We start from the raw sequence: 26748 nt of genomic DNA, 5'->3' as shown, positions 1-26748 counted from the left end.
CAATCGGGACAATAAAATCCTCCAGCCAAGGATTTCGCGCATTGCAAGACCGGGTGCTTTTCATTAAAGGCTCGCCATGACCCAGACAGCACATCCAGACAGCGTTCTCATCGTCGATTTCGGCAGCCAGGTAACCCAGCTGATCGCACGCCGCGTGCGCGAAACGGGTGTCTACTGCGAGATCGTTCCCTTCCAGTCCGCCGAAGAAGGCTTCAAGCGCCTGCAGCCGAAGGCAGTGATCCTGTCCGGCAGCCCGGCCTCGACGGTGGATGAAGGCTCGCCCCGCGCCCCCCAGATCATCTTCGACAGCGGCCTGCCCGTTTTCGGCATCTGCTACGGCCAGCAGACGATGTGCATGCAGCTCGGCGGCAAGGTCGAGAGCGGCCATCACCGCGAATTCGGCCGCGCCTTCCTCGAAGTCGACGAAGACAGCGCGCTGTTCGAGGGCCTATGGTCGAAGGGTTCGCGCCATCAGGTCTGGATGAGCCACGGCGACCGCGTCACGGCGCTCCCCGAAGGTTTCGAGGTCGTCGCGACTTCACCGAACGCACCCTATGCCTTCATTGCCGACGAGAAGCGCAAATATTACGGCGTGCAGTTCCACCCGGAAGTCGTACACACTCCCGATGGCGCCAAGCTGATCGCCAACTTCATTCACAACATCGCCGGCATCAAGGGCGACTGGTCGATGTCGGCCTATCGCCAGAAGGCCGTCGAGGCAATCCGCGAGCAGGTCGGCGACAAGCGTGTCCTCTGCGCCCTTTCGGGCGGCGTCGACAGCTCTGTTGCAGCATTGCTGATCCACGAAGCGATCGGCGACAAGCTCACCTGCGTACTGGTCGACCACGGCCTGATGCGCAAGGACGAGGCGGCCAACGTCGTCGCCATGTTCCGCGAACACTACAATCTACACCTGATCCACGTCGACGCATCCGACAAGTTTATCGGCGAACTGGAAGGGGTTTCCGACCCCGAGACCAAGCGCAAGATCATCGGCCGCCTGTTCATCGAGACCTTCGAGGAAGAGGCCAAGAAGCTCGGTGGCGCCGACTTCCTCGGCCAGGGCACGCTCTACCCCGATGTGATCGAAAGCGTTTCCTTCACCGGCGGCCCATCGGTGACGATCAAGTCGCACCACAACGTCGGCGGCCTGCCGGAGCGGATGAACATGCAGCTCGTCGAGCCGCTGCGCGAGCTCTTCAAGGACGAAGTGCGCGTGCTCGGCAAGGAGCTCGGCCTGCCCGACAGCTTCATCGGCCGCCATCCCTTCCCGGGTCCAGGCCTCGCGATCCGCTGCCCCGGCGGCATCACCCGCGAAAAGCTGGAAATTCTGCGCGAAGCCGACGCCATCTATCTCGACGAAATCCGCAAGGCCGGTCTCTACGACGCGATCTGGCAGGCCTTCGCCGTGCTGCTTCCCGTCCAGACCGTCGGCGTCATGGGCGACGGCCGCACCTACGAATTCGTCTGCGCACTGCGCGCCGTGACCTCGGTCGACGGCATGACGGCGGATTTCTACCACTACGACATGGAATTCCTCGGCCGCGCCGCTACCCGCATCATCAACGAAGTACGTGGCATCAACCGCGTCGTCTACGATGTGACGTCGAAACCGCCCGGCACGATCGAGTGGGAATGATTTGAGAGTCGCCTCAATCGAGGCGACGTCCATCAGAAATCAAGTGACTGCTGCACCGGCTTTGGCCGCGCCAGGCTAACGCCTTCGAGCTCCAACATCCTCTGCTTGGACGTTGAGCCGCCGGGCGCGGAGAAGCCTCCGATCTTGTTTCCGGCCGCTAGCACGCGATGGCAGGGGATGATCAAGGCGACCGGATTTTTCGCCATCGCCTGGCCGACGTCGCGGGCGGCCTCCGGCCCTACGCCGAGTTGTTTCGCGAGCGCACCGTAGGTGGTCGTGTGGCCCCAGCCGATCTGGCGGGCAGCATCGTAAACCTGCCTGAAGAAGGCATCCTGACCAGCGAGATCGACCTTCACGGTTGAGAAGTCCGTCGGCTCGCCGCTGAAATAGCGCTTCACTGCGGCAACAGCTTCGGCAACGGCGGCCGTCGGCTTCGCCGCCTCGGCGCCGGGAATGCGGCGAAGGAGCAATCGCTCGGTTGCCTCGGCACTCGACGTCGGCAGCTGAAACCGCGTAATGCCGACATCATTCCAGGCGATGCCGCAGAAGCCACCGCTCGTCTCGAAAATCAGATAGTGATGCATTGCCTGTTGCATGGGTCATTGCCTCCCTGCTGTTCACTCCGAAGATCGTGCCGTCGCGGCCGGAATTCAACCCGTTTCTTGCGTCGCACGAGCTTGCTCCGGTCGATCGTTCGCCCTTATGTTCTTTTTTTGTTCGTGTCATTTCAAGATCAAATGTTAGGCTCCCTGTCTTCCGTGAAGAATGAGAAACGGCCGTTGCCCAGGAGCCGATCATGCACGAGGACTTGCAGGCATCTTTCGATTTCGCTTCGCCGAAGACGCGCCAACAACCGTCGCGCTTCGACCGGGAAAGCCTTCTCTTTGCGATTTTGCCGGACTCGCGATCGCTCGACGAATGCGTGGCGATCCAGCAGTGGCTGCAGCGGGAACACCTTCCCCTCGCATCGCCACGTCCGCCAGCCGTCGTCCATGTTTCGCACTATTGTGTCGGCAAGAGCGCGCCCGCATTCCCGAGGGGGTCATCGCGGCGGAACGCCAGGCAGGACCGGCGATCGATGCGTGTCAGTTCGAGCTCGCCTTCGACCATATCATCACCGTCCTGCTGCCGCAGGACAACGCGATCGTACTCGCCGGCAATGGCGGACGGGAACTGTTACGGCAACTGCGTGTGCAAATCGCGATCGAGATGCACCGGTTGGGCGCAGACGCCAATCTGAACCCGAACTTTCAACCTCACGCCACGCTCCTCTACGACAAGGACATGGTGCCGCGTTCGCCCTGCAGAAGCCAGTCGTGATGGCTGCGCGCGAATTCGTTCTGCTACACAATCGCCAAGGCCAAGCCGGCTACGAAGAACTCGGGCGCTGGCCGCTTCATGCGCGCGGATAACACCTTGCCTCCGGCTATCGAACTCGCTTAAAGCTCCTGCGACAAGGCATGAAGCGGAGAACGACATGAACACGTCCGAGATCATTATTGCCGGTGACACGGCGGGTATCGAGTGGCGTTTGCCGGTTCTTCGTTTCAAGGGCAGCGATCCCAAGGCACCGAAGGTCTACATTCAGGCGGCTCTCCACGCCAACGAGCTGCCGGGCACGGCGTTGGTTCACTTCCTGTGTGAAAGACTGCGCCAGTCGGAAAACGCCGGTCAGATCAAGAGCGACATCATCGTCGTCCCGCATGCCAACCCGATCGGCGCGGCCCAGTCGCATTTCGGCGAGCTTCAGGGCCGCTTCGATCTTGGATCACGGACCAATTTCAATCGCGAGTTTCCGCTGATCTCGGTGAAGGATCGCGACGGGTTGCTTGAGGGCCTCGAGAACCGTTCCGCCATCGACAAGCTGAAGCGCCAGCTGCTGCATATGGCGCTCGGCTGCGATCTGGTGATCGATCTGCATTGCGACGACGAATCGCTGCAGTATGCCTACATCGACGAGGCTTTCTGGCCGGAGGCAGCCGATCTCGCATCGGCGATGGATATGGAAGCGGTGCTCCTCTCCGATGGCGAGAGTTCCGCCTTCGAGGAGGCCGTCGGTTTTGCCTGGAAATACGAGACGCCGGAGAAACAATCGCGCCTGCCCCGGAAACTGTCCGTCACCGTCGAGCTTCGCGGCCGCCGTGATGTCTATCCCGAGATGGCGAAGAAGGATGCCGAGGGATTGTGGAAATTCCTGGCGAGCCGCGGCGCAATCGATGCCGCCGTCTCGCTGCCGGCCTTCGATGGTCCCGCCGTACCGCTCGACAATATCGAGATCGTCCGTGCGCCGGAGGCCGGCACGGTTCTCTCCACCACAATATCGGCGAATGGGTTGGCGAAGGCGATGTGCTTGCCACCTTGATCACTCGCCCCGGCATGGCTGACGGCAGCCTCGAGATTCGTGCGCCGCAGGCCGGCCTGATCGTGACCCGCAGCTCCGAGCGGCTCGTTCGCCGCCGCGCCGACCTGATGAAGATTGCTTGCAAGACCGCCAGCAAGGCGACGCGCAAACCCGGAACACTGGAGGACTAAGTGACCGTCACGATCTACGGCATCAAAAATTGCGACACCATGAAAAAGGCCAGAACCTGGCTGGAAGAGCATGACGTCGCCTACCAGTTTCACGACTACAAGGCTGTCGGGATCGATCGCGCCCACCTGCAGGCCTGGACGAAGGAAGCCGGATGGGAAACCGTGCTCAACCGGGCCGGCACGACTTTTCGCAAGCTGCCTGACGCTGACCGCGAAAATCTCGACGAGGGCAAGGCAATCGCTCTGATGCTGGAGCAGCCGTCGATGATCAAACGGCCGGTTGTGGAGGCGGACGGCAAGTTGCTCATCGGCTTCAAGCCCGAGATCTACGGCAGCTTCTTCAAGGCCTGATCGATGTCGAAAACCACGCGCGCCACGCAGGTTCTGAGCCAAGCCGGAATTGCCTTCACGGTCCATACCTACGACTATGATCCGAACGCGGAGCGCGTCGGCCTGCAGGCGGCAGAAGCGCTTGGCGAGGAGCCGCATCGCGTGTTGAAGACGCTGATGGCGGAGGTCGACGGCAAGGCGGTCTGCGTCGTCGTGCCGTCGGATCGTGAAGTCAGCATGAAGAAGCTCGCTAGCGCGTTCGGTGGAAAGTCCGCCAACATGATGAAGCCCGCCGATGCCGAGCGCCTGACCGGCTACCACGTCGGCGGCATCAGCCCGTTCGGACAGAAGAAGCTTGTGCCGACGGCAATCGAAGAGGCGGCGCTTGCCGAGGCGCAGGTTTACATCAATGGCGGACAACGCGGCCTACAGGTTCGGCTTGACCCGAAGGACGCGTTGAAGACGCTGAAGGCAGCAGCGGCACCGCTCATTGCCTGATCTCAGCTGAAGCGTGCCAGCAGAGAACCGAGCGTCGCGGCATCGGCCTTGCTCAGCTTTGCGCCGAAGTTGGCCTCGATGGCCTTGGCATAGACCGTCCACATGCGCTTCTGCAGTGCCCGCCCCTTCTCGGTAACGACCACCCACTGCCCGCGCCCGTCCCGGTCGAACGTCTGGCGCTGCACCAGCCCCGCCTTCTCGAGGCGGTCGATCAGTCGCGAGAGATTGTATTGGGCGAGCAACGTCCGCTCTTCGATCTCGAACGGCCGCAACCTGCCCTGCGGCGAGCGCACCAGTTCCCAGAGCACGTCGTACCAGCCGAGCGGCGGAAGCCCGGCCGACTTGAGATCCGCTTCGATCTGACCGAGCAGTCGCTGCTGCGCGCGCATCAGCCCGATCCAGGCATCGATCGCCGCATCGGAGGGCGTCGTTTCGTTCTTTTTGTTCATACATGCATTTACATCTACCTTGAACCTCGGCGCAACAGCTACTACATGCAATTGCATCTACAATGGAGATGCCCACTATGGATCATTTGCCACTTCAAGCACCGGGTTCGGCTCTGCTGCTCGTCAGCCACCACCTTTGCCCGTACGTGCAGCGCGCTGCGATCGCGCTGGCGGAGAAGGGAGTACCCTTCGAGCGGATCAACATTGATCTCGCAGACAAACCCGGCTGGTTTCTTGAGATTTCGCCGCTCGGCAAGGTGCCCCTGCTCTGCGTCCGCGACAGCGACGGCAGTCGTGAGGTACTTTTCGAGAGCAGTGTGATCTGCGAGTATCTGGAGGAGACGCAGGACGGCGCGAGCCTTCATCCGGCCGATCCGTTGACGCGCGCACGCCACCGCGGCTGGATGGAGTTCGGCTCTTCGATCCTGTCCGACCTCTGGGTCTACGAGACGACCCAGGACCGCGCCCAACTAGAGGCAAAACGGCAGGTCCTTGCATCGAAGTTCGCGACCATCGAAACCGAACTGAAGAGCGGCCCCTACTTCGCGGGCGACAGCTTCAGTCTGGTCGATGCGGTGTTCGCGCCGATCTTTCGCTACTTCGACGTTTTCAACACCATCGGCGACAGCGGCATCTTTGCCGGCCTGCACCGCGTCCAGGCCTGGCGGAAAGCATTGTCGGAGAGGCCGAGCGTAAAGGCCGCGGTCGGGCCTGACTATGCCGATCGGCTGATGGCCTTCCTGAAGCGCCACGATGCGGTACTGTTGCAGCAGCCATCCGTTTCGGCCGCCTAATCCCGGCATAAGCCGGTGGCGGCAAAGAGCTGCCATCGGTTGACAAGCAACTTCAATTTCGCCGCAAAGGGGTCTAAGTCTACCGGCCAATCCGTTTTGTTCGAGGAGTGACCGACCATGAATTTCATGCCGCAAAGCCAGACCTCAGTCGATCCCGTAAAGCTTGAAAAGCTGGCGGAGGTGGCCGTCAAGGTCGGGCTGCAGTTGCAGACGGGCCAGGACCTCGTGATCACGGCCCCGGTCGTCGCCCTGCCCCTCGTGCGCCTGATTACCAAGCATGCCTACATGGCGGGTGCCGGGCTGGTGACGGCATTCTATTCCGACGAGGAGTCGACGCTCGCGCGCTACAGATACGGCAGCGATCAGAGCTTCGATCGCGCATCCGATTGGCTCTATGACGGCATGGCAAAGACTTATGCAAAGGGCACCGCCCGGCTTGCCGTTTCAGGCGACAATCCGATGCTGCTTTCGGAACAGGATCCGGCAAAGGTTGGTCGCGCCAATCGGGCGAACTCGGCGGCCTACAAGCCGGCGCTGGAGAAGATCTCGAATTTCGACATCAACTGGAACATCGTCTCCTACCCCAATCCGTCCTGGGCGGCGCTGGTCTTCCCTGACGATCCGGAAGCGATCGCCGTTGCCAGGCTCGCCAAGGCGATCTTTGCGGCGTCGCGCGTCGATGTCGAAGACCCGATCGCCGCCTGGGCTGAACACAATGCCAATCTTGCCAAACGCTCACACTGGCTGAATGGGGAGCGCTTCGCTTCCTTGCACTTCACCGGGCCCGGCACCGATCTGACGGTCGGCCTTGCCGACGGCCACGAGTGGCATGGCGGCTCGTCGACCGCCAAGAACGGCATCACCTGCAATCCGAACATTCCAACCGAGGAGGTCTTCACGACCCCGCATGCGCTCAAGGTCGAGGGCCATGTTTCGAGCACCAAGCCGCTGTCCCATCAGGGCACGCTGATCGACAATATCCGGGTTCGCTTCGACGGCGGCCGGATCGTCGAAGCAAAGGCCTCGCGTGGCGAGGAAGTGCTGAACAAGGTGCTGGATACCGACGAGGGGGCACGGCGGCTCGGCGAAGTGGCGCTGGTACCGCATTCATCACCGATCTCAGCGAGCGGCATTCTGTTCTACAACACACTGTTCGACGAGAACGCCTCGTGCCACATCGCGCTCGGCCAATGCTATTCGAAATGCTTCGTCAACGGCGCCAGCCTGACGCAGGAGCAGATCAAGGCCCAAGGCGGCAACTCGAGCCTGATCCACATCGACTGGATGATCGGCTCCGGCCAGGTCGATATCGACGGCGTCAGGCCAGACGGCTCGCGGGTTCCGGTGATGCGTCAGGGCGAGTGGGCCTGACCGACATTGCGCGCTGACTGAGCCAGACGCTCGCGAGCACCATTGCGAAGCCGACGAGCTGCGCGGGCGTCAGGCTTTGTCCAAGAGCCAGCCAACCCAGCAGGGTGGCTGTGACCGGACTAAGGAAGCCCAATGAGGCCGCGGCGGACGGCTCGATGCGCGCGAGCCCCCGAAACCACAGCAGATAGGTGAAGGCTGCGCCGATCAGGCCAAGATAGGCCATGCCGAGGACACTGGCTGTAGTCGGCACCGGCAGCGCGGGTTCAAGGAAGAAAGCGACGGGCGCGAGCAGGATGCCGCCCGCCGTCAGCTGCCATGCGGTAAAGGCAAGATTTGAGACCGGCGGAGCCCATCGTCGCGTCAGCACCGTGCCGAACGCCATCGAGACCGCACCCGCGATGCCCGCGACGACGCCGATCGGGTCGAGCGCCGCGTTGGGCGTGAGCACCAGCAGTGCGACGCCCGTCATCCCGATCAGCCCGGCACCCACGGCAAGAGCATGGATCGGCTTGCCGAGGAAGATGCGCGACAGCAGGATGACGATAAGCGGCTGAATGGCCCCAACCGTCGCGGCAACGCCGCCTGGCAACCGATAGGCAGACACAAACAGCATTGCCCAGACGAACGAGAAATTGAGGCCGCCGAGCAAAAACACGCGAGCCCACCAGATACCTTGCGGCAGTTGCCGGACGACCGCAAGCAGCAGAAGCCCGGCCGGCAAGGCGCGCAGGAAAGCGACCGTCAGTGGATATCCGTGCGGCAGGAAGGATGTGGTCACGAAATAGGTGCTGCCCCAGATCGTTGGCGCCAGCGCCGTGATCAGGACATCGGAAAGAGGCGCTCCAGTTTTCTTCATCTCAAGAATCTCTATATCAAGATAAATATAATCTAGCGCCATTTATCTTGACGTCAAGAGACATGGTGATAACAATCTCCCCGGAAGAATGGGCTGGCCGATGGATCGCGTCGACAAGATACTTGCACAATGGAAAAGGGAGCGCCCCGACCTCGATACCGAGGCGATGGGCATCATGGGTCGGCTGAAACGGCTGACGACGCATCTCGCCCGCGAGGTGGACCAGGTGTTGCAGCAGCAGGGGCTGTCCTCCTCGTCCTTCGATGTGCTGGCAACCCTCAGGCGTTCGGGCGCGCCGTATCGGCTCTCACCGGGCGATCTGCTCTCCATGACGATGGTCAGCTCCGGCACCATGACCAACCGGATCGACCAGTTGGAGAAAGCCGGGCTGGTCGAGCGCGTTCTCAATCCCGACGATCGGCGAAGCGTCCTCATCGCCCTGACCGAAGCGGGACTTGCCGCCGTGGAAAGCGCAGTCGGTCTGCACGTCGCCAATCAGCAGCGTTTGACGCAGGGCTTCAGCGCCGAGGAGAAAGCGCAGCTTGACGCCTTGCTGCGCAAGTTTCTGGCGACATTCGAGTAGCCGGACCAGCCGCCCTCCTCGCGTGTGCCCTTGGCATCGGTGGGCGGCAGCCTCCTTGCTTTGGCCTCAGATGTTCAGGTCGACCCAGATCGCGGCATGATCGGACGCCGCGTGTTTTGGCTCGGTGAGTTCCGGATACGTCTCCCAGCGTCTCGGCCGGCTTCCGGGCCAGGCGCCTTTGCGGAAGACGCCGCCGCGCTCGACCTTGTCGAAAAGCTTCGGCGACAGGAGGAGGTAGTCGATCTTGTTGCCGGCGTTGCCAAGGCCGAAGGTGCCGGGAAAACCGCCGTCGTCGAACGCGGGATGTGTAAAGGCGTCCCGGAGCGTGCTCTCTTTCAGCGGCGTCAGCGGAGCGCTGTCTGGTGTGTCGTTCAGGTCACCAATCAGCGCGATATGGTCGAACCCTTCGGCGATGCGCTTCTCGTAGATGTCCCGAGCTCGTTGCGCTTGCGCATGCCGGCGAGCATCGGAGGACTGGGCGCTCCCGAAACCCTTGCTCTTGAAATGATTGACCATGACAAGCAGCGTCACTCCTGCAGGAGTGGTCACGCAGTACTCCGGGCAATCGCGGGAGAAGATCGGGTTGCCTGCCGCATCCCGATCGTCGACGTGGCTGCGCATGATATCGAGGACGAAGCCGTTGCGCGTCAGGAGCCCGACATCGATCCCCCGCTCATCGTTGCCATCGATAACCATGACCTGATTGAAGGGCATGCCGCCCACAGCCGGTAACACCTGCGTATTGAACGCCGCGAGGACCGGCCGACTTTCGACTTCGACAATCCCCAGGACGTCGGCATTGAGGTCGCTCATGACGCGCGCGGTGTTTTGCATTGCGATTTCATTGATCGGCTCGTCTCGCAGCTCGAGCGACCCGACCCAATCGATACGACCATTGGCCGTTATCACAACGCCGCCAGTCCTTGGCCGCTTCAGAAGATTGCCCCGGTTGCGACGAAGAATGACAAAGGGGCCGATATCGCTCTCCTCCATGCCGAGCTCGATGATCAAGGTGGCCATGCGGGCTTTGTCGGCGCTGCTGTAGGTGACCTGCCCCAACAATTGCTGCAATTCTGCAAAGCGGTCCAGAACGACTCGCCCCTCCGCCCAGGTGTCCAGGTTCATGGCCTTTGCGCGGTCGAACAGGTTTTCGACATTGAACGATGCAAGCCTCACGTTTCTCCCTCCCATTTATCGAAAGGTTGGCACGCATATGTTGCATTTCCATGATGTCCGCGTGACATTCAGCGGCTGATGACCACCTAGAATAGGCTTCCCTGCTTTGGCGGCGCCTGCTCGTCGTGCGGTTTCGCGGCTCGTTTCTTCTGCGCGGAGGAGGACGCGCCCCCGTCCGTCGTCACCGCGCCGACACGACCATCCGCAAACTCGATCGAGATGCCTGTCCCCGACGCCAACATCGCCGCCTGCGACACGGGCCTGTTCTCGTCGTCCCGGATAACCGCGTAGCCTCGCTTCAGCACGTTCTTGTAAGATAGGGACTGCAGTACACGATCTTGAGCCGTGAGCTCACCGCGTGCCCGCGTTAGCTGATGCCTGACAGCGGTGTCGGCGTGACGTGACAGATTGGCCAGGTGATCACGCTGGCGCGCCGTCTGGGTCTTCAGGCGCGCCGGCAGCGTCGCAAAAATCGCGTCCGCACGGCCAACCCGCGATTTCGAGCGGTCGAGAAGACGCTCGATCGTCCGCTCCGCGCGCGTCATACGTTCGTTCAGATATTGGCGCCGCTCCGTAATGCGGTTCGACAGGACATCGGGCCGCAAATGCGCGGCGATCCGCTCAAAACTACGGCGCTTATTGATCGTGTTGAGTTCGAGACCGCGGCCAAGACCGGCGGCCGCCTCATCGAACCGGCGCCGCGGCAGGGCCAAGAGCTGATCCAGAGAAGGCAGCGCGCGGACGAGAGCCCGAACCGACTGGCGATGATGATCCATGCGGCGGTTCATACACCCCTGCAGGCGCGCGGCGAGTGCTGCTGTCTGCGCCCCCAGTTCGGCCTTCACCGGAACCGCCATCTCGGCCGCTCCGGTCGGCGTCGGTGCGCGCACATCTGCGGCATAGTCGATCAGCGTCCAGTCAGTTTCGTGTCCGACCGCCGAGATCAGCGGGATCTGGCTCTCGGCAGCGGCACGCACAACGATTTCGTCGTTAAAGCTCCAGAGATCTTCAAGGCTGCCGCCGCCACGGGCGACAATCAGAACGTCCGGGCGCGACATGTCCCCACCAGGCTCGAAGCTGTTGAAGCCTCTGATGGCGTTGGCGACCTCTTCACCGGAACCGTCGCCTTGGACTTTGACGGGCCAGACGATGACATGAACCGGGAAACGATCGGAGATGCGGTGGAGAATGTCGCGAATGACCGCGCCCGTCGGCGAGGTCACGACGCCGATCACCTTCGGCATGAAGGGTAGCCGCCGCTTGCGGGACTGGTCGAAGAGCCCCTCGGCGCCAAGCCTGCGCTTGCGTTCCTCGATGAGCGCCATCAGCGCGCCGGCGCCGGCCGGTTCCAGCGTTTCGATAACGATCTGATATTTCGATGAGCCGGGGAATGTCGTCACCTTGCCGGTGGCGATCACCTCCATCCCTTCTTCGGGACGGAATTTCAGCCTGGAGAAATTGCCCTTCCAGACGACGGCATCGATACGCGCGCGGTCATCCTTCAAGGAAAAATAGGCGTGGCCGGAAGAGTGGGGCCCTCTGTAGCCGGAAATTTCGCCCCGCACACGCACCTGGTCGAAGGCAGTCTCGACGGTGCGCTTGATCGAGCCGGAAAGCTCCGAAACCGAATACTCGGCAAGATTGCTCGGCGAATCATTCTCGAAGACATTGCTCATGGTCCTGTTCTAGCCGATGCGGCGGCAAAGAGCAGCCCTTGTCTTAGTCAGGCATTCTGCGCACTCAGCTATTGCCGCAAGCTAGTCTGGCGGTATTACAAAAAACCAGGCGCAAGGCCGCTTAGTCGGAATCTCGCAACAATGGCTTTTTCGGCTCACGCCCTTGCCGAACCAAGCCGCATCCGGAGAGGAAACCATGGAGATCAGCCTAAGGAAGCTCTTCGACCGGTATGAGCGCTTTTTCAACCAGCCCCTCGGCGGCGACGTAGACAGGGAAGGCGTCGCTTCTGGCTCGACAGGGGGATGTTTTTTCAACCGAATTCGCAAGAGCTCGGTTTTTTCCGTGGCAAATCAGTTGCTTCATTGAACCACGCCGCGAAACTCGCGGGACCGTTTTCCCCGACAATCCTTGGAGAGCGATGATCGGGCAAACGACAAAAGGAGTTTGCATGTCCGACCGTTTTGCTTCCCACGCACCCTCTCTTACTGGTCCGGCAAGCGCCGGCTTCGCCATCGTTCCCAATGACAATCTCGATCTCCCGGAGATTACAAGAGCGGTCTATGTCGGCATCGGCGGAGACTTGGCTGTGACCCTGGCGTCGGGGCAGGTTCTGACCTTTGCCTCTGTTTCAGACGGGTCGCTGCTGCCGCTGCGGGTTTCCCGTGTCCATGCCACCGGCACTACGGCAGAGAGCGTTCTCGGGCTCGCTTAGGTGCCCGTCCCGCCAGCGGCGCTCCTGTGCCGATTGCGAACACTGGGGAAAACCGTAACAAACCGCTCCATTAATTGTTCGACAAGACAGACCCGTCTATACTGAAGCAAATCAGGAGATGCTGATGATCGCTTTGACAGCCACCACACTGGGCTTTGCCACTGCGCCAATGCGTTCGATCTTTTCGATGGTGTTGGTCGGCTGCCTCGTCTGCGTCGCCTACGCCTGCGCGGCCCTGGTGTCATTGACATCCATTCTGGATCTTGCAGCCGCGATCGTTTGCTATGACGCTGGCCTTCTGATCTGCCTTCTCGGCCTCCACGCTTTCGCGCGTATCCTCGATCGCCGACGCTTCGTCTAAATTCTACGTCCCAGTGGGCACGTAACGAAAGAACCGAATGGGTGCACCTTCGGGCGCTGGAATCGGCCTCAGGTAAGCCGGGACGATTCCCTTCGTCAGCTGCGCGTAAAGACCATCCGGCTTCATTTTGGCGAGCTCCGTGGTCTGCGGATAGTCGGCGCAAAAAGCCAGAACCGTGACCCCTGCACCCTTCAGGAAGGCCTCGGCTTCCTGCGGTTCCGCCAGGCCGATATGCATTTCCGTCAGCATGCCACCTTGGTTTCGATGGTACGGCGCGGCCAGAATCCGATTCCCTGTAAAGCGGAGAATCGAGACGCCCACGTCGGACGGCGCCGCCACAAGGCCCGGGGGAACATCGGCCAACGGCGCCAGAGCCGACTTCGACGCACAAGAGGTTTTTGTGGACGCCGCTTGCAGGACGCTCTCGTTGTTCACCTGCATACCGATCAGCCCTCCCGTGAGCCCCCAGACTGCCGCCACACTCATAAGAACAGTGGAAAGGTAGCAGAAGGCAGCGGCGACATCCTCGCTGTCGCTGGCCGATAGACGTCGCAGGTCGATGATCAGCAACGTCAGCGGCAGGACCGCGAGAAGATTGGAAAACATCGTGCCGCGCACCTGAAAGGCCGCGATTGCCCAGCTGACGGAAAGAAGGAAAAGAAGGATCAGGTGAATTCGCACCCGGTCCCTGAAAACAAGGCGAAGGATGCAGACGGCTATTGCGAAAACCCCGGTTGCGTAGAAAAAGCCGAGCGTGAACGGATCCCGCTGGTCTAGCGCAACAATCGACTGAGCTTCCTGCACCCCGTCCAACCATAGCGTGACAAGGAGTGGATCGAGGTCAGCCAGCGGGTTGCGGAGGCATTGCGGAGCGATCGTGATCGCAGAGGCGAGGACGACCGCGCCGATCCCGCCCAGAACGACAAACCGCAGCAGCCGGCTTGTTCTGCTGGCGAGGGTGGCGGCACACAGCAACAGCCCGCCGCCAATCGCCGCGAGACTGTAGTAGCCGAGCGACAGGTTATCACAGCTGACTGCCGAATAGAGCCGCGGTGGAACGGTACCGAAGAAAAGCAGACTGATCGAAAGAGCCAAGGCCAATCCGAAAGCCTTGGCTGCGCCTGCGAACGGCTCGCCTTCCCACGCCCACGAGATGGCAACAACCACGCACGCTGCCGCCACGAAAGGCGTTGTTTCGGCGCCGATGGCAATCGCGGTTGCTGCCGCCAGTCCTGCGACCGCGTAGCTGAGCGGTCGATGGTCTTCATCGAGCAGCATCGCCGTCATGATGGCGACCAGCGCGAACTGGACATTGTGGTGGTCGATTGCGCCAGGCAGGAAACGGTTGCTGGCGACCAACAGCATTGCGGTCAGCCCTAAGGCGATGTGCATTCCGAACACGCCGCCGATGCGGCGGCCGGCAAGCCCCATGGCCCAGAGGCTGGGGACGGTTAGTGAAAGCGGCCAGACGGCAAGCGCAAGCGCCTCTGCCCGCTCCTGCGGGAGAAATAACTCGAAAAATCTGATCAGCGTGGCGATAGGAAGGTCAATTAGGCGGGACCAGTGCATCAACGTGCCCTCGCCGAGACCCATCCGGTATTGCATCAGGTCGAACCAGCCCTGGCCGTTCAGGAAATCGCGCACCTCGACAAGCCGCATACCGTCATCGTTATCCGCGCCGACATAATCCGTGGCGCCAGGCAGCTTCAAAGCCAGGATCGCGGCAACGAGGAGGGCGCTGTAGAGGAGCGCCGAAGGCCACAGCCTAATCATCATGGTGCGCAGCTTGGCGGTCAACGATGCCGATGTCGGCGCATCGACCATCTGGGCAACATTCGTCATGAAGCGGATCTCACCGTTTTGAGTAGCAAGAAAGTAACGCGCTCCTGTCAAGAAACCGTAAAGGTCCCACTGGCCGGCGGTTTTCGTGGGATTCATAGCTAGTTGTTAACGGCCACCATCTATTCTTGAACGGATTTCTTCGCCACGGGTTTGATCATGACTGGATCGCGGATCGACAATCTGAATATTGCGGTGCTCTTACCGTGCTACAACGAGGCCTCGACCATTGGCGCCGTTGTCCGGGGGTTCCGATCTGCGCTGCCGGGCGCCGTGGTGCATGTCTACGACAACAACTCGACGGATGGCACCGCCCTCCACGCGATGCTTGCCGGCGCAAGCGTCGTGCGTGAACGGCGGCAAGGCAAGGGCCACGTTGTCAGACGTATGTTCGCCGACATCGACGCCGACATCTACATCATGGCGGATGGCGACGCGACGTACTCCCCCGACGACGCCGATGAACTGATCCGCACGCTACTGACGGAGCGCGCCGACATGGTCGTCGGCACGCGGCGAGGCGTGCAGGCGGACGCCGGCAGGCAGGGTCACGCCTTCGGCAACAAGATTTTCAACGTGCTCTACCGAACGATCTTTGGAACCGACTTCACCGATATCTTCTCGGGCTACCGCGTCTTCTCGCGACGCTTCGTCAAGAGCTTCCCTGCCGTCTCGGGAGGTTTCGAGATCGAGACGGAGATGTCCGTGCATGCATCGCGTCTGAAGCTGCCGATCAGCGAACTTGAGCTGGACTACGGCCGCCGGCCGGAAGGCTCTCATTCCAAGCTTTCCACATTCAAGGACGGCGCAAAGATCCTTTGGATGTTCGCGATGCTGATGAAGGAAACCCGCCCTTTCGCGTTCTTTGGCATCGTCAGCGCCGCCTTTATGCTGGCCAGTCTGGGATTCATGGCGCCTGTTCTCGTCGAGTATTTTGAAACGGGTCTTGTCAGCCGAATGCCGACATGGGTTCTGTCCATGGCACTGATGATGGTATCATTCATGATGTTTACCGCCGGCGTGATCCTGGACTCCGTTTCGCGCGCCCGCGCCGAACAGCTTCGTATCCACTATATGAGCCTTGCGTCCCCTCGCCCACGCGAGCAGACGCCGTTGCTGGTGGATGATCTCGACACTGCCCGACAATTGCCGAGTAGAAACGGCAGCAGATGAAGAAGCTGCTGCGCTTCGCGATTGCAGGCGGCCTTGGCTTTCTCGTGGATGCCGGGGTCTTGGCGTTTTTATTGCATGTCACGCCACTTGGCCCATTCCTGGCGCGCTTGATCGCGATTGCTCTCGCAATGGCGACGACATGGCTCTTCAACAGAACTTTCACGTTCGATCGCTCGGGACATTCGCTCGCCGTCGAGGGATTTCGCTACGGCTCCGTCGGCGTAACCGCGGCACTGGTTAACTATGGACTCTATTCAGCGCTGTTGTTGCGGCTGCCCGACCTGCAGCCGCTCGCGGCGATGGTGCTCTCCACCGCCGCCTCCATGGTGTTCAGCTTTATCGGCTATTCCCGCTTCGTCTTCCGCCGCGACTGAATCAGACCGGCTCCCAGCCGTCCTTCTCGCTCGCGCGATAGATCGAATCGATGAACTTCTGGCTGAGCTTCGAGCTCTCCAGCGTCACGATCTCTTCACTCTCGCCCTTGGCAGCCCGCGCAAAGGCTTCGGCTTCGCGCTTGTACTGACGGCTGTCCGGGAAGCGGAAGATCGTCGATTCATTGTGGCTGCGGTTGGTCAGCTCGATTTCCTCGGCGCCCCAGCGGTCGGCGTTGAAGGGCGACTTCACCTCGATGAAGCCATCCGTGCCGTGGAAGACCATGACCTGGCGGTTCGCCATCTGCGTTGCGACATAGAAGGTCAGCTCGAAGTCGCCGAAGTCGGCCTTGACGCTCGAATAGATGTCGGTGCCGAACTCAGGGTCGCGGCGGGTAACGGCCTGAACACGGAGCGGCTCCTTGCCGGTCGTGAAGCGTGTTGCGATCGTCGGGTAGACGCCGATATCGGGAAGCGCGCCACCGCCGAGCTCGGGGATATTGCGCATGTTGCCGGGATCGCGGTTGAAATAGGTAAATGCGCCCTGGACATGCAAGAGCGTGCCGATCGCGCCATCCGCGATCAGCGAACGGACCTTCCGCCAGACCGGCGTGTAGGTGACCATATAGGCCTCGGTGACGAGAACCTTGTTGCGGTCGCGGGCGGCGATCAGGCTGTCGATCTCATCGGCCTTCAGCGCAATCGGCTTTTCGCAGAGCACGTGCTTGCCGGCGTCAGCGGCCTTGATGGTCCACTCGACATGCTGCGAGGTCGGCAGCGGGATATAGACGGCGTCGATCTTGTCGGAAGCCAGCATCTCCTCGTAGGAACCGAAGGCGTGCGGAACGGAAAAGCGATCCGCCATCTCCCGGGCTCTCGCCAGATCGCGGCTGGCAACCGCCGTCACGACGCAGTTTTCGGCGTCCTGGATGGCGGGGACAACGAGTTCACGGCCGATCTTCGCGGTCGAAAGAATACCAAAACGCAGCATAGCCTCACTCCTCTCCTGGTTCGATTTTTGCGCACCTTAGTAAGGCGACGGCGGCGGCGCAATGGCGTGATCACAATTCAAGGAGCAGGTTTCCATCGCACGATGGCCGCGCTAGGTTACCTCCCGGCGGCGTTCTGTCGCGTCATCGATTTCAATCAATTCAGCACTTTAGGAGAGCGCCATGGATATGCGCCGTCTTGGAAAAACTGGCCTTTCAATCGCCCCGATCGTCTTCGGCGGCAACGTCTTCGGCTGGACCGCCGACGAGAAGACATCCTTCGACATTCTCGATGCCTTCTTCGACGCCGGGTTCAACACGATTGACACGGCCGACGTCTATTCGGCCTGGGTGCCGGGCAACAAGGGCGGCGATTCCGAGGAGATCATCGGCAAGTGGCTGAAGCGCGGCAAGGTCTCCCGTGACAAGGCTGTCATCATCACCAAGGTCGGCTCCGACATGGGCCAGGGCAAGACGCTGAAGGAAACCTATATCCTGAAGGCGGTCGAGGATTCGCTGCGCCGGCTGCAAACCGACCATATCGACCTCTACCTCTCGCATTGGCCTGACGAGAACACGCCCTATGAAGAAACGCTCGGCGCCTTTGCCAAGCTGAAGCAGCAAGGCAAGATCCGCGCGATCGGCTGCTCCAATCTCGACGCGACACAGCTTCAGGCGTCCTTCGATGCCGCCGAGAAGGTCGGCGTGCCGCGCTACGACGTGATCCAGCCGGAATACAATCTCTACGAACGCGCTAGCTTCGAGGGACCGCTGGCCGATCTCTGCGTCAAGGAAGATATCGGCGTCATCACCTACTTCAGTCTTGCCGCCGGCTTTCTCTCCGGAAAATACCGCAGCAAGGCCGATACGGAAGGCCGCGCCCGAGAAGGCCGGGTGGCGCAGTATCTCGACGACAAGGGAATGCGCATCCTTGCAGCGCTCGACAAGGTCGCGGCGGAAACCGACGCCAAGCCGGCGGAGATCGCGCTTGCCTGGCTGCTCAGAAAGAAGGGCGTGACGGCGCCGATCGCCAGCGCCACCAGCCTGTCGCAGCTTGACAGCCTAACCAAGTCGGCGACAGTTTCGCTCTCCGACGAGGCAATGGCACTGCTCGACACTGCGGGCGCGTGACGGGAGCCAGCCGATGGCCGTGACGATCCGCTATGCGAAGCGCGAGCACGGAGCGCGCTGACGCGAGCTTCTTGGCCAATTAAGTTCCCAGGCGGACAGCGTGCGGGAGGCAATGCCAGCTTCCTTTTCCAAGCCTTCTGCCGCCTTGCCCGCAAGAGCGCCACCAACGACCCTATAATCGGCCGCCGCCCACGCCTCTCGCGCCGCCTTCATCATTGTCGTCTTGCCAGCGCCGGCACAGCCGTGATGCGCTCCGATCCGGCGACACGTTCGATCGCGGTTTTCTGCTCATCCGACAGACGGCCATACCGCGAAAGACTGACCGACCCGAGAACTCGCACGAGCCCTCAGCCTGGCCAGCTTCTTAAGTATTACCTTCGGCTAAGCGGTGTAAAATTGAATAAAACAGCTCCATAGATAAGATGTAACCCTATTGGTGTATGCGTCGCGATACATCATACCGCTGATTACTGTCGTTCTCTCTTTCCGCAAACATGACAGGATACTTCCCTGGACATGTGTCGCAGTGCGAGTGAGGGGCGTTCGTCATGCTGAGGATCAACATCAAGAACCGCGACTATCTGAGCGCATACGGCGGAACGTCGAGCGTTTACAGCGCAGCGGTCACTGGCAGTGCTCTTCTCGCGAACGCAACAGTAGGTTCCTCAACGGGGGCTCCGCCGATTACCGACGTGAACGCCGTCGGCTCGGTAAGCTCGCTTACGGGAGCACAGACCACAGCATCTCCTCTGACGAGTGATCCAGCCACGTCGCAAATGTCTCCGGCTTCAGGTGCGCCCTCAACAGGCGATACGACCGGCGGAGCCAGCTTCGCGCTAACGACCGCCGGGGCATCGACGACAAGTTCTTCCACGCCCGACCCACAGACGACAGCGAAGCCACGCACGGTCCTGCCTCCCGATCCTTCCACGCCGATTGCCACGACGTCGCTGGAATCTGCCCTTTCGGCTGCTCCCGAGGTGACACTGCCGGTCTCGGGCGCAAGCGATACGTCGAGTGCGCCGATCCTGAGGTTTTCGGCCGCAAGTGTGGGGACGGCTGAGGACGATACTTCGTCCGCGTCATCCACGTCAGCGCCGGCGACGCTGGCCGCGACGGCCTCGACGACACCTGTGATGACAGTCACAGCGGCAGTAGCGGCCACTCCAACGCTGAACAAGATCGCCCGCGAAAACGCGCTGAAAGGCGACCCGATCAGTGAATGGGGCCTCGACGGCGACGGCGGCGGGACTATTCAGGGCTTTGCGACGGAAATCAGCACCAATGTCGGCGGCACCGTAGACTTCAAGATCGCAACGGACTCGACCCATTACCGCATCGACATTTATCGTCTCGGCTATTACGGCGGCGACGGCGCGCGCAAGGTTGCGTCGATCGACAAGTCATTGACGACGGCTCAGATCCAGCCGCACCCCATCGTCGACATGTCGCTTGGCCTTATCGACTGTGGCAACTGGTCGGTTTCAGCGAGCTGGCAGATTCCGGATGACGCAGTATCCGGCGTGTACATCGCCAAACTGGTGCGGGAGGACGGGACGGAAGACGCAAGCATCATTCCGTTTGTCGTGCGCGACGATGCTTCGCACAGCGACATCGTCTTCCAGACCTCCGACACGACCTGGCAGGCCTACAATGCATGGGGTGGGGCGAGCCTCTACGAAGGCAATGTACCGGTCGACCCAGCAGACATGATCGGCTACATGCCTCCAAACTGCAGTTGCGGCCTGACTGCGATTGGGCGTGCATCGGCAATCAGCTACAACCGGCCGATCATCACCAATACAAGCGTGATGGGAGGAACGTGGGACTACATCTTTGGCGCCGAGCACTCAGCAATCCAATGGCTTGAGCAAAACGGCTATGACGTCTCCTACATCTCCGGCGTTGATGCGTCTCGCAATGGCAATCTGCTCCTCAACCATTAGCAGCATTGACGGCAACGGCCAAGCCTACCGGACCATGGTTTGCTACAAGGAGACTTGGGGGACAAGCACGGATCCGAGCGATATCGGCACCGGCACTTGGCGCGATCCACGCTATGCCGACCCCGGACAGGAGCCGGAGAACTCACTGACCGGAACCATGTTCACGGTCGACAGCTATCGCTCCGATACAATTTCAATACCTTATGACTATTCGAACCTGCGTTTCTGGCGAAACACCGACGTTGCCAACCTCCAGCCCGGAGAAACATACAATCTCGTCCAGAACCTGCTTGGCTATGAATGGGATTCCGACGTCGAAAATGGGTTCCGGCCAGACGGGCTGATCAACCTGTCTCTGTCTACGGTGGCGGTGAACACTTACCTCCGGGATTATGGAACAAGCGTTGGCGATGCCGTCGTCGACCACAGCCTGACGATGTACAGAGCCGCAAGCGGAGCTTTGGTGTTCGGCGCAGGCACCGTTTTCTGGTCCTGGGGATTGAACGATCAACACCAAGGCGCCGAGACGCCAACCGACCCTAACGTCCAGCAGGCTATGGTCAACATGTTCGCGGACATGGGCATCCAGCCAACGACTCTGGATGCCAGCCTTATTCTCGCGACGCAGTCCACTGACCACCTGAAGCCAACATCAACGATTACGTCGCCAATCATCGGTGCGAGTTTTGTCGAAGGCCAGCACGTCACGATCACTGGAACGGCCCAGGACTTCGGCGGCGGCATTATCGCCGGGATCGAGGTGTCTACTGACGGCGGCCAGCATTGGTTCAAGGCAACCGGCCGTGAAAACTGGAGCTACAACTGGGTCGTCCAGGCGAGCGGCACCTACACGATCATGTCGCGTGCAGTCGACGACAGCGTCAACCTGGAGACGCCATCGTCCGGAAAGCAGGTCACTGTCACACTGCCGGACACGACCGGTCTTTGGACACTGGCCTCCAAGCCCACGCTCGAGACTGCGGTCGACCGCGACGGCGTCGAGCTCGGGGTCCGTTTTCAGTCAACCATCGGTGGCTTCGTTGAAGGAATTCGCTTCTACAAGGGTTTCTATAACATTGGTGAGCATACGGTCAGTCTGTGGGATGCCAATGGCACGTTGCTTGCCACGGGCGTATCGACGGGCGAGTCCCTTTCAGGCTGGCAAACAGTCACCTTTTCCACTCCAATTCATATCCCCGCGGGGACGACCTTCGTTGCCTCCTATCACAGCAACGGCTTCTATTCAGTCACCGAGAACTATTTCACTCCTGGCTCGACCTATACCAATGGCGTGCTGAAGGCAGTTGATGGTGGTGGTGTTTATGCATACGGCGCCAGCAGTACCTTCCCGGGCAACAACCCTGGCGGATCAAACTACTGGGTTGATGTTGTGTTTGACGCTGGTCCGAACAGCATACCCGTGGCAACCGACGACAGCGGCTTTACCATCTCCCGCAATGGCGTTTTGACAGTGTCATTTGCCTCGCTGACAGCCAATGATGCTGACGCCAATGGTGATGCGCTGACGATCATCGGCGTTGGCAATGCAGTCAACGGAACGGTTGCGCTGGATACTCAGACCGGCAACGTGATCTTTACACCGAACGCCAACTACATCGGGCCTGCAAGCTTCAGCTACACCCTTTCCGACGGGCGAGGTGGCACGGACCAGGGAAGCGTGAGCCTTTCCGTGGAGGAAGTTGCTGCCGGCGTTTCGCTGTTTCAGCCGAACGAAGGTCCCACGGGGCAGGCCTTTACCGACAATTCTGCAGTCGAGTTGGGCATGAAGTTCACCTCATCGAGCAGCGGTTCGATCACCGGAATTCGTTTCTATAAGGCGGCCGGCGATACGGGTACCCACACTGGTTCGATCTGGAGCACTGACGGCACGCTCCTGACGACTGTAACTTTCACCAACGAGTCTCTCAGCGGTTGGCAAACCGCAAAGTTCTCCAGCCCGATCCAGATCCAGGCCGGGGTAACCTACGTCGCATCGTATCACACGACCGGGACCTATGTGGCAACTGTCGGCTACTTCAACACAGCGCATACCAACGGAGCCCTCACCGGCGTTTCCGCGACGGCGAGCGGAGGGAACGGCGTCTTTTCCTACGGCACCGGCACGACCTTCCCAACATCCAGCTATCAGGCATCCAATTACTGGGTCGATGTCGTATTCAATCAATCGACGGTGAATTCGGTGCCTGTTGCAGCCAACGATAACGGCTTCAGCACCTACTCGAGCACGGCACTATCCATTGCGGCAGCAGCCCTCCTGGCGAACGACAACGACCCGGATGGCGACCCGTTGTCGATCACGGGTGTTGCAAACGGGGCAAACGGCACAGTCACTTTCGATAGCGTGACAAATACGATCGTGTTCACTCCGACAACAGGATACGTCGGCGCGGCAAATTTCTCATACACGATCGCGGATGGCCGCGGCGGTACCGCCTCGGCAACCGTCAACTTGACGGTTGGCGCACAGCCAACGGGCACAGGCCTGTTTTCGTCAACGGATACGCCGACCATTGCTGCGGACAATGATCCAGGATCGGTGGAACTCGGCGTCAAGTTCACCTCTTCCGAAAGGGGCGAGATTACTGGCCTGCGCTACTACAAGAGCGCGCAAGACACCGGCACGCACGTCGGTTCACTCTGGAGCAGCACCGGCGTCCTGCTTGCGTCCGCAACTTTCTCGAACGAGACAGCAAGCGGCTGGCAAACGGTAACCTTCTCGCAACCTGTCAGCATCTCCGCAGGCGTTACCTATGTGGCAAGCTATCATTCGAACGGCTTCTATGCGGCCACGCCAAACTATTTCACGACCAGCCACTCAAACGGCACTCTGACCGCATCTTCTACGGGCAATGGCGTTTATGCCTATGGCACAGGCAGCCTCTTCCCGAGCGCGACCTACAATTTGACCAACTATTGGGTCGACGTTCTTTATCAGCCAGCGACTCAAAACGCTGCCCCCGTCGCTGCGAACGACTCCGGAATATCAGGTGTTGCAAACACCCAATTGACGATCCTCGCCTCGGCATTGCTCGCCAACGACAGCGACCCCGATGGCGACGCGATTTCCGTCACCAGTGTCGGCAACGCGCTGCACGGAACGGTGTCCTTCGACAGCCAGTCGAACATGATCACCTTCACGCCGGAAACGGGCTACACCGGATCTGCGAGCTTTTCCTACACCATCGCCGATACGAAGGGTGCAACGTCCACTGCGCAGGCATCCCTCAACATTTCCAACGAAGGCAGCGAGCAGAATGTCTTCGCCGCCGGTACGACGCCGGCGATCGTCTCCGTCAACGACAACAGCCCGGTCAATCTCGGCATGAAATTCCAGTCGGATGCAGCGGGCTGGATCACCGGTATTCGCTTCTACAAGAGCGCGGAAAATACCGGAGCACACACAGGCTATCTCTGGACAGCAAGCGGTACCCTGCTGGCGAGCGCCACCTTCACCAACGAGAGCGCAAGCGGTTGGCAATCTGTCGATCTCTCGCAGCAGGTCGCCATCGATGCCGGCTCGACATACGTCGTATCCTACAGCACGAACGGCAATTACTCGGCAACCGGCAACTACTTCAGCGACACCACGACCAACGGCAATCTGCAGGCGATGTCGTCGGCGCTGAGCGGTGGTAACGGCGTCTATGCATATGGCTCCAGCGGGCTGTTCCCGACGAGCACATTCAACAGCACCAACTACTACGTGGACGTGGCATTCAGGCAGCAGCTCGCAGCGTAACAGCGAGTGGGGGAGTATCAATGACAGGTGGCGACAAGCGCCTCCCAGTAACGGTTTTGGCGGGTTTCCTCGGCGCGGGAAAGACAACCATCCTCAACCATGTATTGCGTAACCGGGAAGGACGCCGGGTTGCCGTCATCGTCAACGACATGAGCGAAATCAATATTGATGCTGAGCTCGTTCGTGATGGGGGTGCCAACCTGTCGCGCACCAATGAAACCCTGGTGGAACTCACCAACGGCTGCATCTGTTGCACGCTGCGTGACGATCTGTTGAGCGAAGTGCGTCGGCTTGCTGCCGACGGTCGCTTCGACTATCTGCTCATCGAGGGCACCGGCATCGCCGAACCTCTGCCGATCGCCGCTACATTCTCTTTTCGCGACGAAAACGGCAGCGCGCTTTGCGACGTTGCGCGGCTTGATACAATGGTGTCGGTCGTCGACGCGGCAAACCTCCTGGCGGATTACTCGAGCGCCGATTTCCTGAGCGATCGCGGCGAAACTCGCGACACCGATGACGTACGAACGCTTGTAGACCTGCTCGTAGAGCAGATCGAATTTGCCGATGTGGTCGTGATCAACAAGGTTTCCGAGGTCAGTTCCGAGACCCGCGCGATGGTGCGCCAGATCGTTGCGGCACTCAATCCCGATGCTCGCGTCATCGAGACGGACTTCGGCCATCTCCCGCTTTCCACCATTCTGGACACCGGCCTTTTCAGCGAGGCCAAGTCGGCCCGTCACCCGTACTGGCACAAGGAGCTCTATGGCTGGGGCGACCATGTTCCGGAAACCGAGGAGTACGGGATCTCAAGCTTCGTCTATCGCGCACGCCGTCCTTTCGACCCCGCCGCGCTCGACCGCTTTCTCGCGCAGCAGTGGCCGGGCCTCATTCGCGCCAAGGGACACTTTTGGTTGGCGACGCGGCCGAACGAGATCGGGCTCCTTTCGATTGCCGGTACACAGCGACGCATGGACACCAAGGGCTTCTGGTGGGCAAGCGTGTCAAAGGCGCATTGGCCACGCTATCCGCAGTTCCGCCAACTGCTCGACCGCTATTGGGACGCCGTATGGGGCGATCGCCGCCAGGAACTCGTGTTCATCGGCGCCGGCTTCGATAAGCGGGCGATCAGCGCCGCGCTCGACGATTGCCTGATCGGAGACGAAGCAAGCTTCGACCCCGATCTCGGTAGGCATCTCGCGGATCCGTTCCCGGCCTGGCAACACGCACAACATCACCATCCATGATCAGCTATCGAAACGAGGAGACGACAATGAGCAATGAACTCTATGCAGATGGAATTGGCGAAATCACCGTTACCGGCACCATCGTGCGCATCGATCTGATGTCGCTGTCGGCCACCGAGCGCGATGCGAGCAACAACCCGAAGCCGGTATTCCGCCAACGCATTATCTTGCCGGTCGACGCGTTCGCGAATGCGGTCGACCTGATGCAGAAGGCGCTTGGCGGGCTTGTCGAGGCGGGTGCAGTGCGTCGCATCAACGACCTGCCATCGGCCCCCAAGGCTGAAATCATTCAGCCGTCTGGTGCATCGGCAAACGCCTCGCCGAACTTCAACTGACCAACGCCTCTTCTTCAACGCAGACACCCGGGTGGGCCATGAGTACGTTTTTGCACACCAATCTACACTGCCTTGCTCTCGTCGCACGCCATCACGGCGTCGATCTATCACCCGAACGCCTGCAGCACGACTACGCAGTCGACGAGCGGCCGGTCGAAATGCGGCAGCTGCTGCGCATGGCGAAGGATGCCGGATTGCGCGCACGGCAGATCAGCCTTTCCTGGACATCACTCGTCCAGTTGGGCGAGGCCTTCCCGGTTCTGGCGGAACTCGACAACGGCAACTGGGTCGTCATTGCCGGCCCGGCCATGGGTGAAGAAGAGGCAAAAATCAGGGTTCTCGACCCGCTCGCCGAGCGCCCTGACTTCATTCTCCTGAACGAGGAGCAGTTCACCAGGTCTTGGCGGGGATCCGTCGTGATGATGAAGCGAAACTTCAGCATCAACGATGCCGACCAGCCTTTCGGCTTCCGCTGGTTCATTCCCGAGATCATCAAGCAGCGCAGCTTCTTCCGCGATGTTGCCCTTGCCGCCATCGTCCTCTACGGCCTTGGCCTGATGACGCCGATCTTCTTTCAGCTTGTCATCGACAAGGTGCTGGTCCATCAGAGCTACGCAACGCTGACGGTCCTGACCATCGGCATCGGCATTGCCCTTGTCTTCGATGCTGCCTTCAGCTTCCTACGCCGTTACCTGTTGCTCTATGCGACGAACCGGATCGATATCCGCATCGCGACACGCACGTTCGGGCATCTGCTCAATCTTCCAATCGCCTTGTTCGAGCAGGCTTCGGCGGGCGTCCTCGTGAAGCACATGCAGCAGACAGGCAGGATTCGCGAGTTTCTGACCGGCCGCCTGTTTCTGACGCTTCTCGACGGCGTGTCATTGCTGGTCTTCATTCCGATCCTGCTTCTTTACAGCGTCAAGCTGACCCTCGTCGTCATCGGATTTGCCGCCCTTGTCGGCCTCGTCGTCATGCTTCT

Annotated in this window: 23 protein-coding genes and 3 pseudogenes; 17 read left to right on the top strand and 9 right to left on the bottom strand. The window is 60.6% G+C overall.

The features are described from left to right. Positions 1-76 precede the first annotated feature (76 nt). Positions 77-1639 (top strand): glutamine-hydrolyzing GMP synthase, encoded by a 1563-nt coding sequence (gene guaA / locus FHT76_RS15520; RefSeq protein ID WP_183753406.1) that lies wholly within the window; start codon positions 77-79, stop codon positions 1637-1639. Positions 1640-1671: 32 nt separating this feature from the next. Here guaA and FHT76_RS15515 read toward each other — a convergent pair whose 3' ends face one another. Further along, positions 1672-2235 carry a methylated-DNA--[protein]-cysteine S-methyltransferase gene (locus tag FHT76_RS15515; protein ID WP_259185675.1) on the bottom strand — a complete coding sequence of 188 codons (564 nt, stop codon included), beginning with the start codon at positions 2233-2235 and terminating at the stop codon, positions 1672-1674. A gap of 340 nt (positions 2236-2575) precedes the next feature. Here FHT76_RS15515 and FHT76_RS15510 point away from each other — a divergent pair, with 340 nt between their 5' ends. The 4 genes and pseudogenes from FHT76_RS15510 (at position 2576) to ybaK (ending at position 4999) form a co-directional block, all read left to right on the top strand. Further along, positions 2576-2959 carry a hypothetical protein gene (locus FHT76_RS15510; protein WP_259185674.1) on the top strand — a complete coding sequence of 128 codons (384 nt, stop codon included), beginning with the start codon at positions 2576-2578 and terminating at the stop codon, positions 2957-2959. 157 nt (positions 2960-3116) lie between these two features. Continuing rightward, positions 3117-4171, top strand: a pseudogene (locus FHT76_RS15505) (succinylglutamate desuccinylase/aspartoacylase family protein). Next, complete coding sequence (locus FHT76_RS15500) at positions 4172-4522, top strand: ArsC family reductase (protein ID WP_183860664.1); 351 nt, start codon at positions 4172-4174, stop codon at positions 4520-4522. A 3-nt stretch (positions 4523-4525) separates the two neighbouring features. Continuing rightward, positions 4526-4999 carry a Cys-tRNA(Pro) deacylase gene (ybaK, locus tag FHT76_RS15495; RefSeq protein ID WP_016552399.1) on the top strand — a complete coding sequence of 158 codons (474 nt, stop codon included), beginning with the start codon at positions 4526-4528 and terminating at the stop codon, positions 4997-4999. Positions 5000-5001: 2 nt separating this feature from the next. On the opposite strand, the gene FHT76_RS15490 is transcribed toward ybaK, so the two are convergent. Continuing rightward, on the bottom strand, positions 5002-5505 hold the full coding sequence (locus FHT76_RS15490; protein ID WP_183860666.1) for a MarR family winged helix-turn-helix transcriptional regulator: 504 nt from the start codon (positions 5503-5505) through the stop codon (positions 5002-5004). A 20-nt stretch (positions 5506-5525) separates the two neighbouring features. Here FHT76_RS15490 and FHT76_RS15485 point away from each other — a divergent pair, with 20 nt between their 5' ends. Both FHT76_RS15485 and FHT76_RS15480 read left to right on the top strand, forming a co-directional pair. Beyond that, on the top strand, positions 5526-6242 hold the full coding sequence (locus tag FHT76_RS15485) for a glutathione S-transferase family protein (RefSeq protein WP_183860668.1): 717 nt from the start codon (positions 5526-5528) through the stop codon (positions 6240-6242). 117 nt (positions 6243-6359) lie between these two features. Further along, positions 6360-7613 carry an aminopeptidase gene (locus tag FHT76_RS15480; RefSeq protein WP_183860670.1) on the top strand — a complete coding sequence of 418 codons (1254 nt, stop codon included), beginning with the start codon at positions 6360-6362 and terminating at the stop codon, positions 7611-7613. Here FHT76_RS15480 and FHT76_RS15475 read toward each other — a convergent pair. Further along, on the bottom strand, positions 7561-8469 hold the full coding sequence (locus tag FHT76_RS15475) for an EamA family transporter (RefSeq protein ID WP_259185673.1): 909 nt from the start codon (positions 8467-8469) through the stop codon (positions 7561-7563). The two genes, FHT76_RS15480 and FHT76_RS15475, sit on opposite strands and share 53 nt — an antisense overlap. A 100-nt stretch (positions 8470-8569) precedes the next feature. Between FHT76_RS15475 and FHT76_RS15470 the strand changes: the two genes are divergently transcribed. Next, the gene (locus FHT76_RS15470) at positions 8570-9052 is read left to right on the top strand and encodes a MarR family winged helix-turn-helix transcriptional regulator (protein WP_183753422.1); all 483 of its coding nucleotides are present in this window, start codon (positions 8570-8572) and stop codon (positions 9050-9052) included. Positions 9053-9118: 66 nt separating this feature from the next. Here FHT76_RS15470 and FHT76_RS15465 read toward each other — a convergent pair whose 3' ends face one another. Both FHT76_RS15465 and xseA read right to left on the bottom strand, forming a co-directional pair. Then, complete coding sequence (locus FHT76_RS15465) at positions 9119-10228, bottom strand: endonuclease/exonuclease/phosphatase family protein (protein ID WP_183860674.1); 1110 nt, start codon at positions 10226-10228, stop codon at positions 9119-9121. A gap of 86 nt (positions 10229-10314) precedes the next feature. Next, positions 10315-11904: an exodeoxyribonuclease VII large subunit gene (xseA, locus tag FHT76_RS15460; RefSeq protein ID WP_183860676.1), complete on the bottom strand. Its 1590-nt coding sequence runs from the start codon at positions 11902-11904 to the stop codon at positions 10315-10317. A gap of 449 nt (positions 11905-12353) precedes the next feature. On the opposite strand from xseA, the gene FHT76_RS15455 reads away from it, so the two are divergent. Further along, the gene (locus FHT76_RS15455) at positions 12354-12617 is read left to right on the top strand and encodes a hypothetical protein (RefSeq protein ID WP_183753428.1); all 264 of its coding nucleotides are present in this window, start codon (positions 12354-12356) and stop codon (positions 12615-12617) included. A gap of 124 nt (positions 12618-12741) precedes the next feature. Further along, positions 12742-12978 (top strand): hypothetical protein, encoded by a 237-nt coding sequence (locus FHT76_RS15450; RefSeq protein ID WP_183860678.1) that lies wholly within the window; start codon positions 12742-12744, stop codon positions 12976-12978. Between the two features lie 3 nt (positions 12979-12981). On the opposite strand, the gene FHT76_RS15445 is transcribed toward FHT76_RS15450, so the two are convergent. Continuing rightward, a complete protein-coding gene (locus FHT76_RS15445) occupies positions 12982-14820 on the bottom strand; it encodes a hypothetical protein (protein ID WP_183860680.1) in 1839 nt (612 codons plus the stop codon). A gap of 156 nt (positions 14821-14976) precedes the next feature. On the opposite strand from FHT76_RS15445, the gene FHT76_RS15440 reads away from it, so the two are divergent. Continuing rightward, positions 14977-15990, top strand: a complete 1014-nt coding sequence (locus FHT76_RS15440) for a glycosyltransferase family 2 protein (RefSeq protein ID WP_183860682.1) — start codon at positions 14977-14979, stop codon at positions 15988-15990. Further along, entirely contained in the window at positions 15987-16364 is a 378-nt protein-coding gene (locus FHT76_RS15435) for a GtrA family protein (RefSeq protein ID WP_183753436.1), read from the top strand. The genes FHT76_RS15440 and FHT76_RS15435 overlap by 4 nt, the downstream gene beginning before the upstream one ends. Position 16365: 1 nt before the next feature. On the opposite strand, the gene FHT76_RS15430 is transcribed toward FHT76_RS15435, so the two are convergent. Then, on the bottom strand, positions 16366-17352 hold the full coding sequence (locus FHT76_RS15430) for a Gfo/Idh/MocA family protein (protein WP_183860684.1): 987 nt from the start codon (positions 17350-17352) through the stop codon (positions 16366-16368). Positions 17353-17533: 181 nt separating this feature from the next. Here FHT76_RS15430 and FHT76_RS15425 point away from each other — a divergent pair, with 181 nt between their 5' ends. Further along, a complete protein-coding gene (locus FHT76_RS15425) occupies positions 17534-18481 on the top strand; it encodes an aldo/keto reductase (protein WP_183860686.1) in 948 nt (315 codons plus the stop codon). Between the two features lie 57 nt (positions 18482-18538). Here FHT76_RS15425 and FHT76_RS15420 read toward each other — a convergent pair. After that, positions 18539-18792: pseudogene (locus FHT76_RS15420) on the bottom strand (AAA family ATPase); the annotation flags it as partial. Positions 18793-19091: 299 nt separating this feature from the next. Then, positions 19092-19628: a hypothetical protein gene (locus FHT76_RS15415; protein ID WP_405049506.1), complete on the bottom strand. Its 537-nt coding sequence runs from the start codon at positions 19626-19628 to the stop codon at positions 19092-19094. Between FHT76_RS15415 and FHT76_RS15410 the strand changes: the two are divergent. From FHT76_RS15410 to FHT76_RS15395, 4 genes and pseudogenes are all read left to right on the top strand, one after another. Next, a pseudogene (locus FHT76_RS15410) lies at positions 19531-24187 on the top strand (DUF4082 domain-containing protein). The gene FHT76_RS15415 and the pseudogene FHT76_RS15410 overlap by 98 nt on opposite strands. A gap of 20 nt (positions 24188-24207) precedes the next feature. Further along, a complete protein-coding gene (locus FHT76_RS15405) occupies positions 24208-25431 on the top strand; it encodes a GTP-binding protein (protein ID WP_183865210.1) in 1224 nt (407 codons plus the stop codon). 26 nt (positions 25432-25457) lie between these two features. Then, a complete protein-coding gene (locus FHT76_RS15400; RefSeq protein ID WP_183753448.1) occupies positions 25458-25766 on the top strand; it encodes a hypothetical protein in 309 nt (102 codons plus the stop codon). A 38-nt stretch (positions 25767-25804) separates the two neighbouring features. Then, a partial coding sequence (locus FHT76_RS15395; protein ID WP_259185672.1) for an ABC transporter transmembrane domain-containing protein occupies positions 25805-26748 on the top strand: 944 nt, incomplete at its 3' end.

This window comes from Rhizobium sp. BK176, from assembly GCF_024808055.1.
Note: the sequence above shows the minus strand (reverse complement) of the source record. Positions and strands in the feature narration are given on the sequence as shown.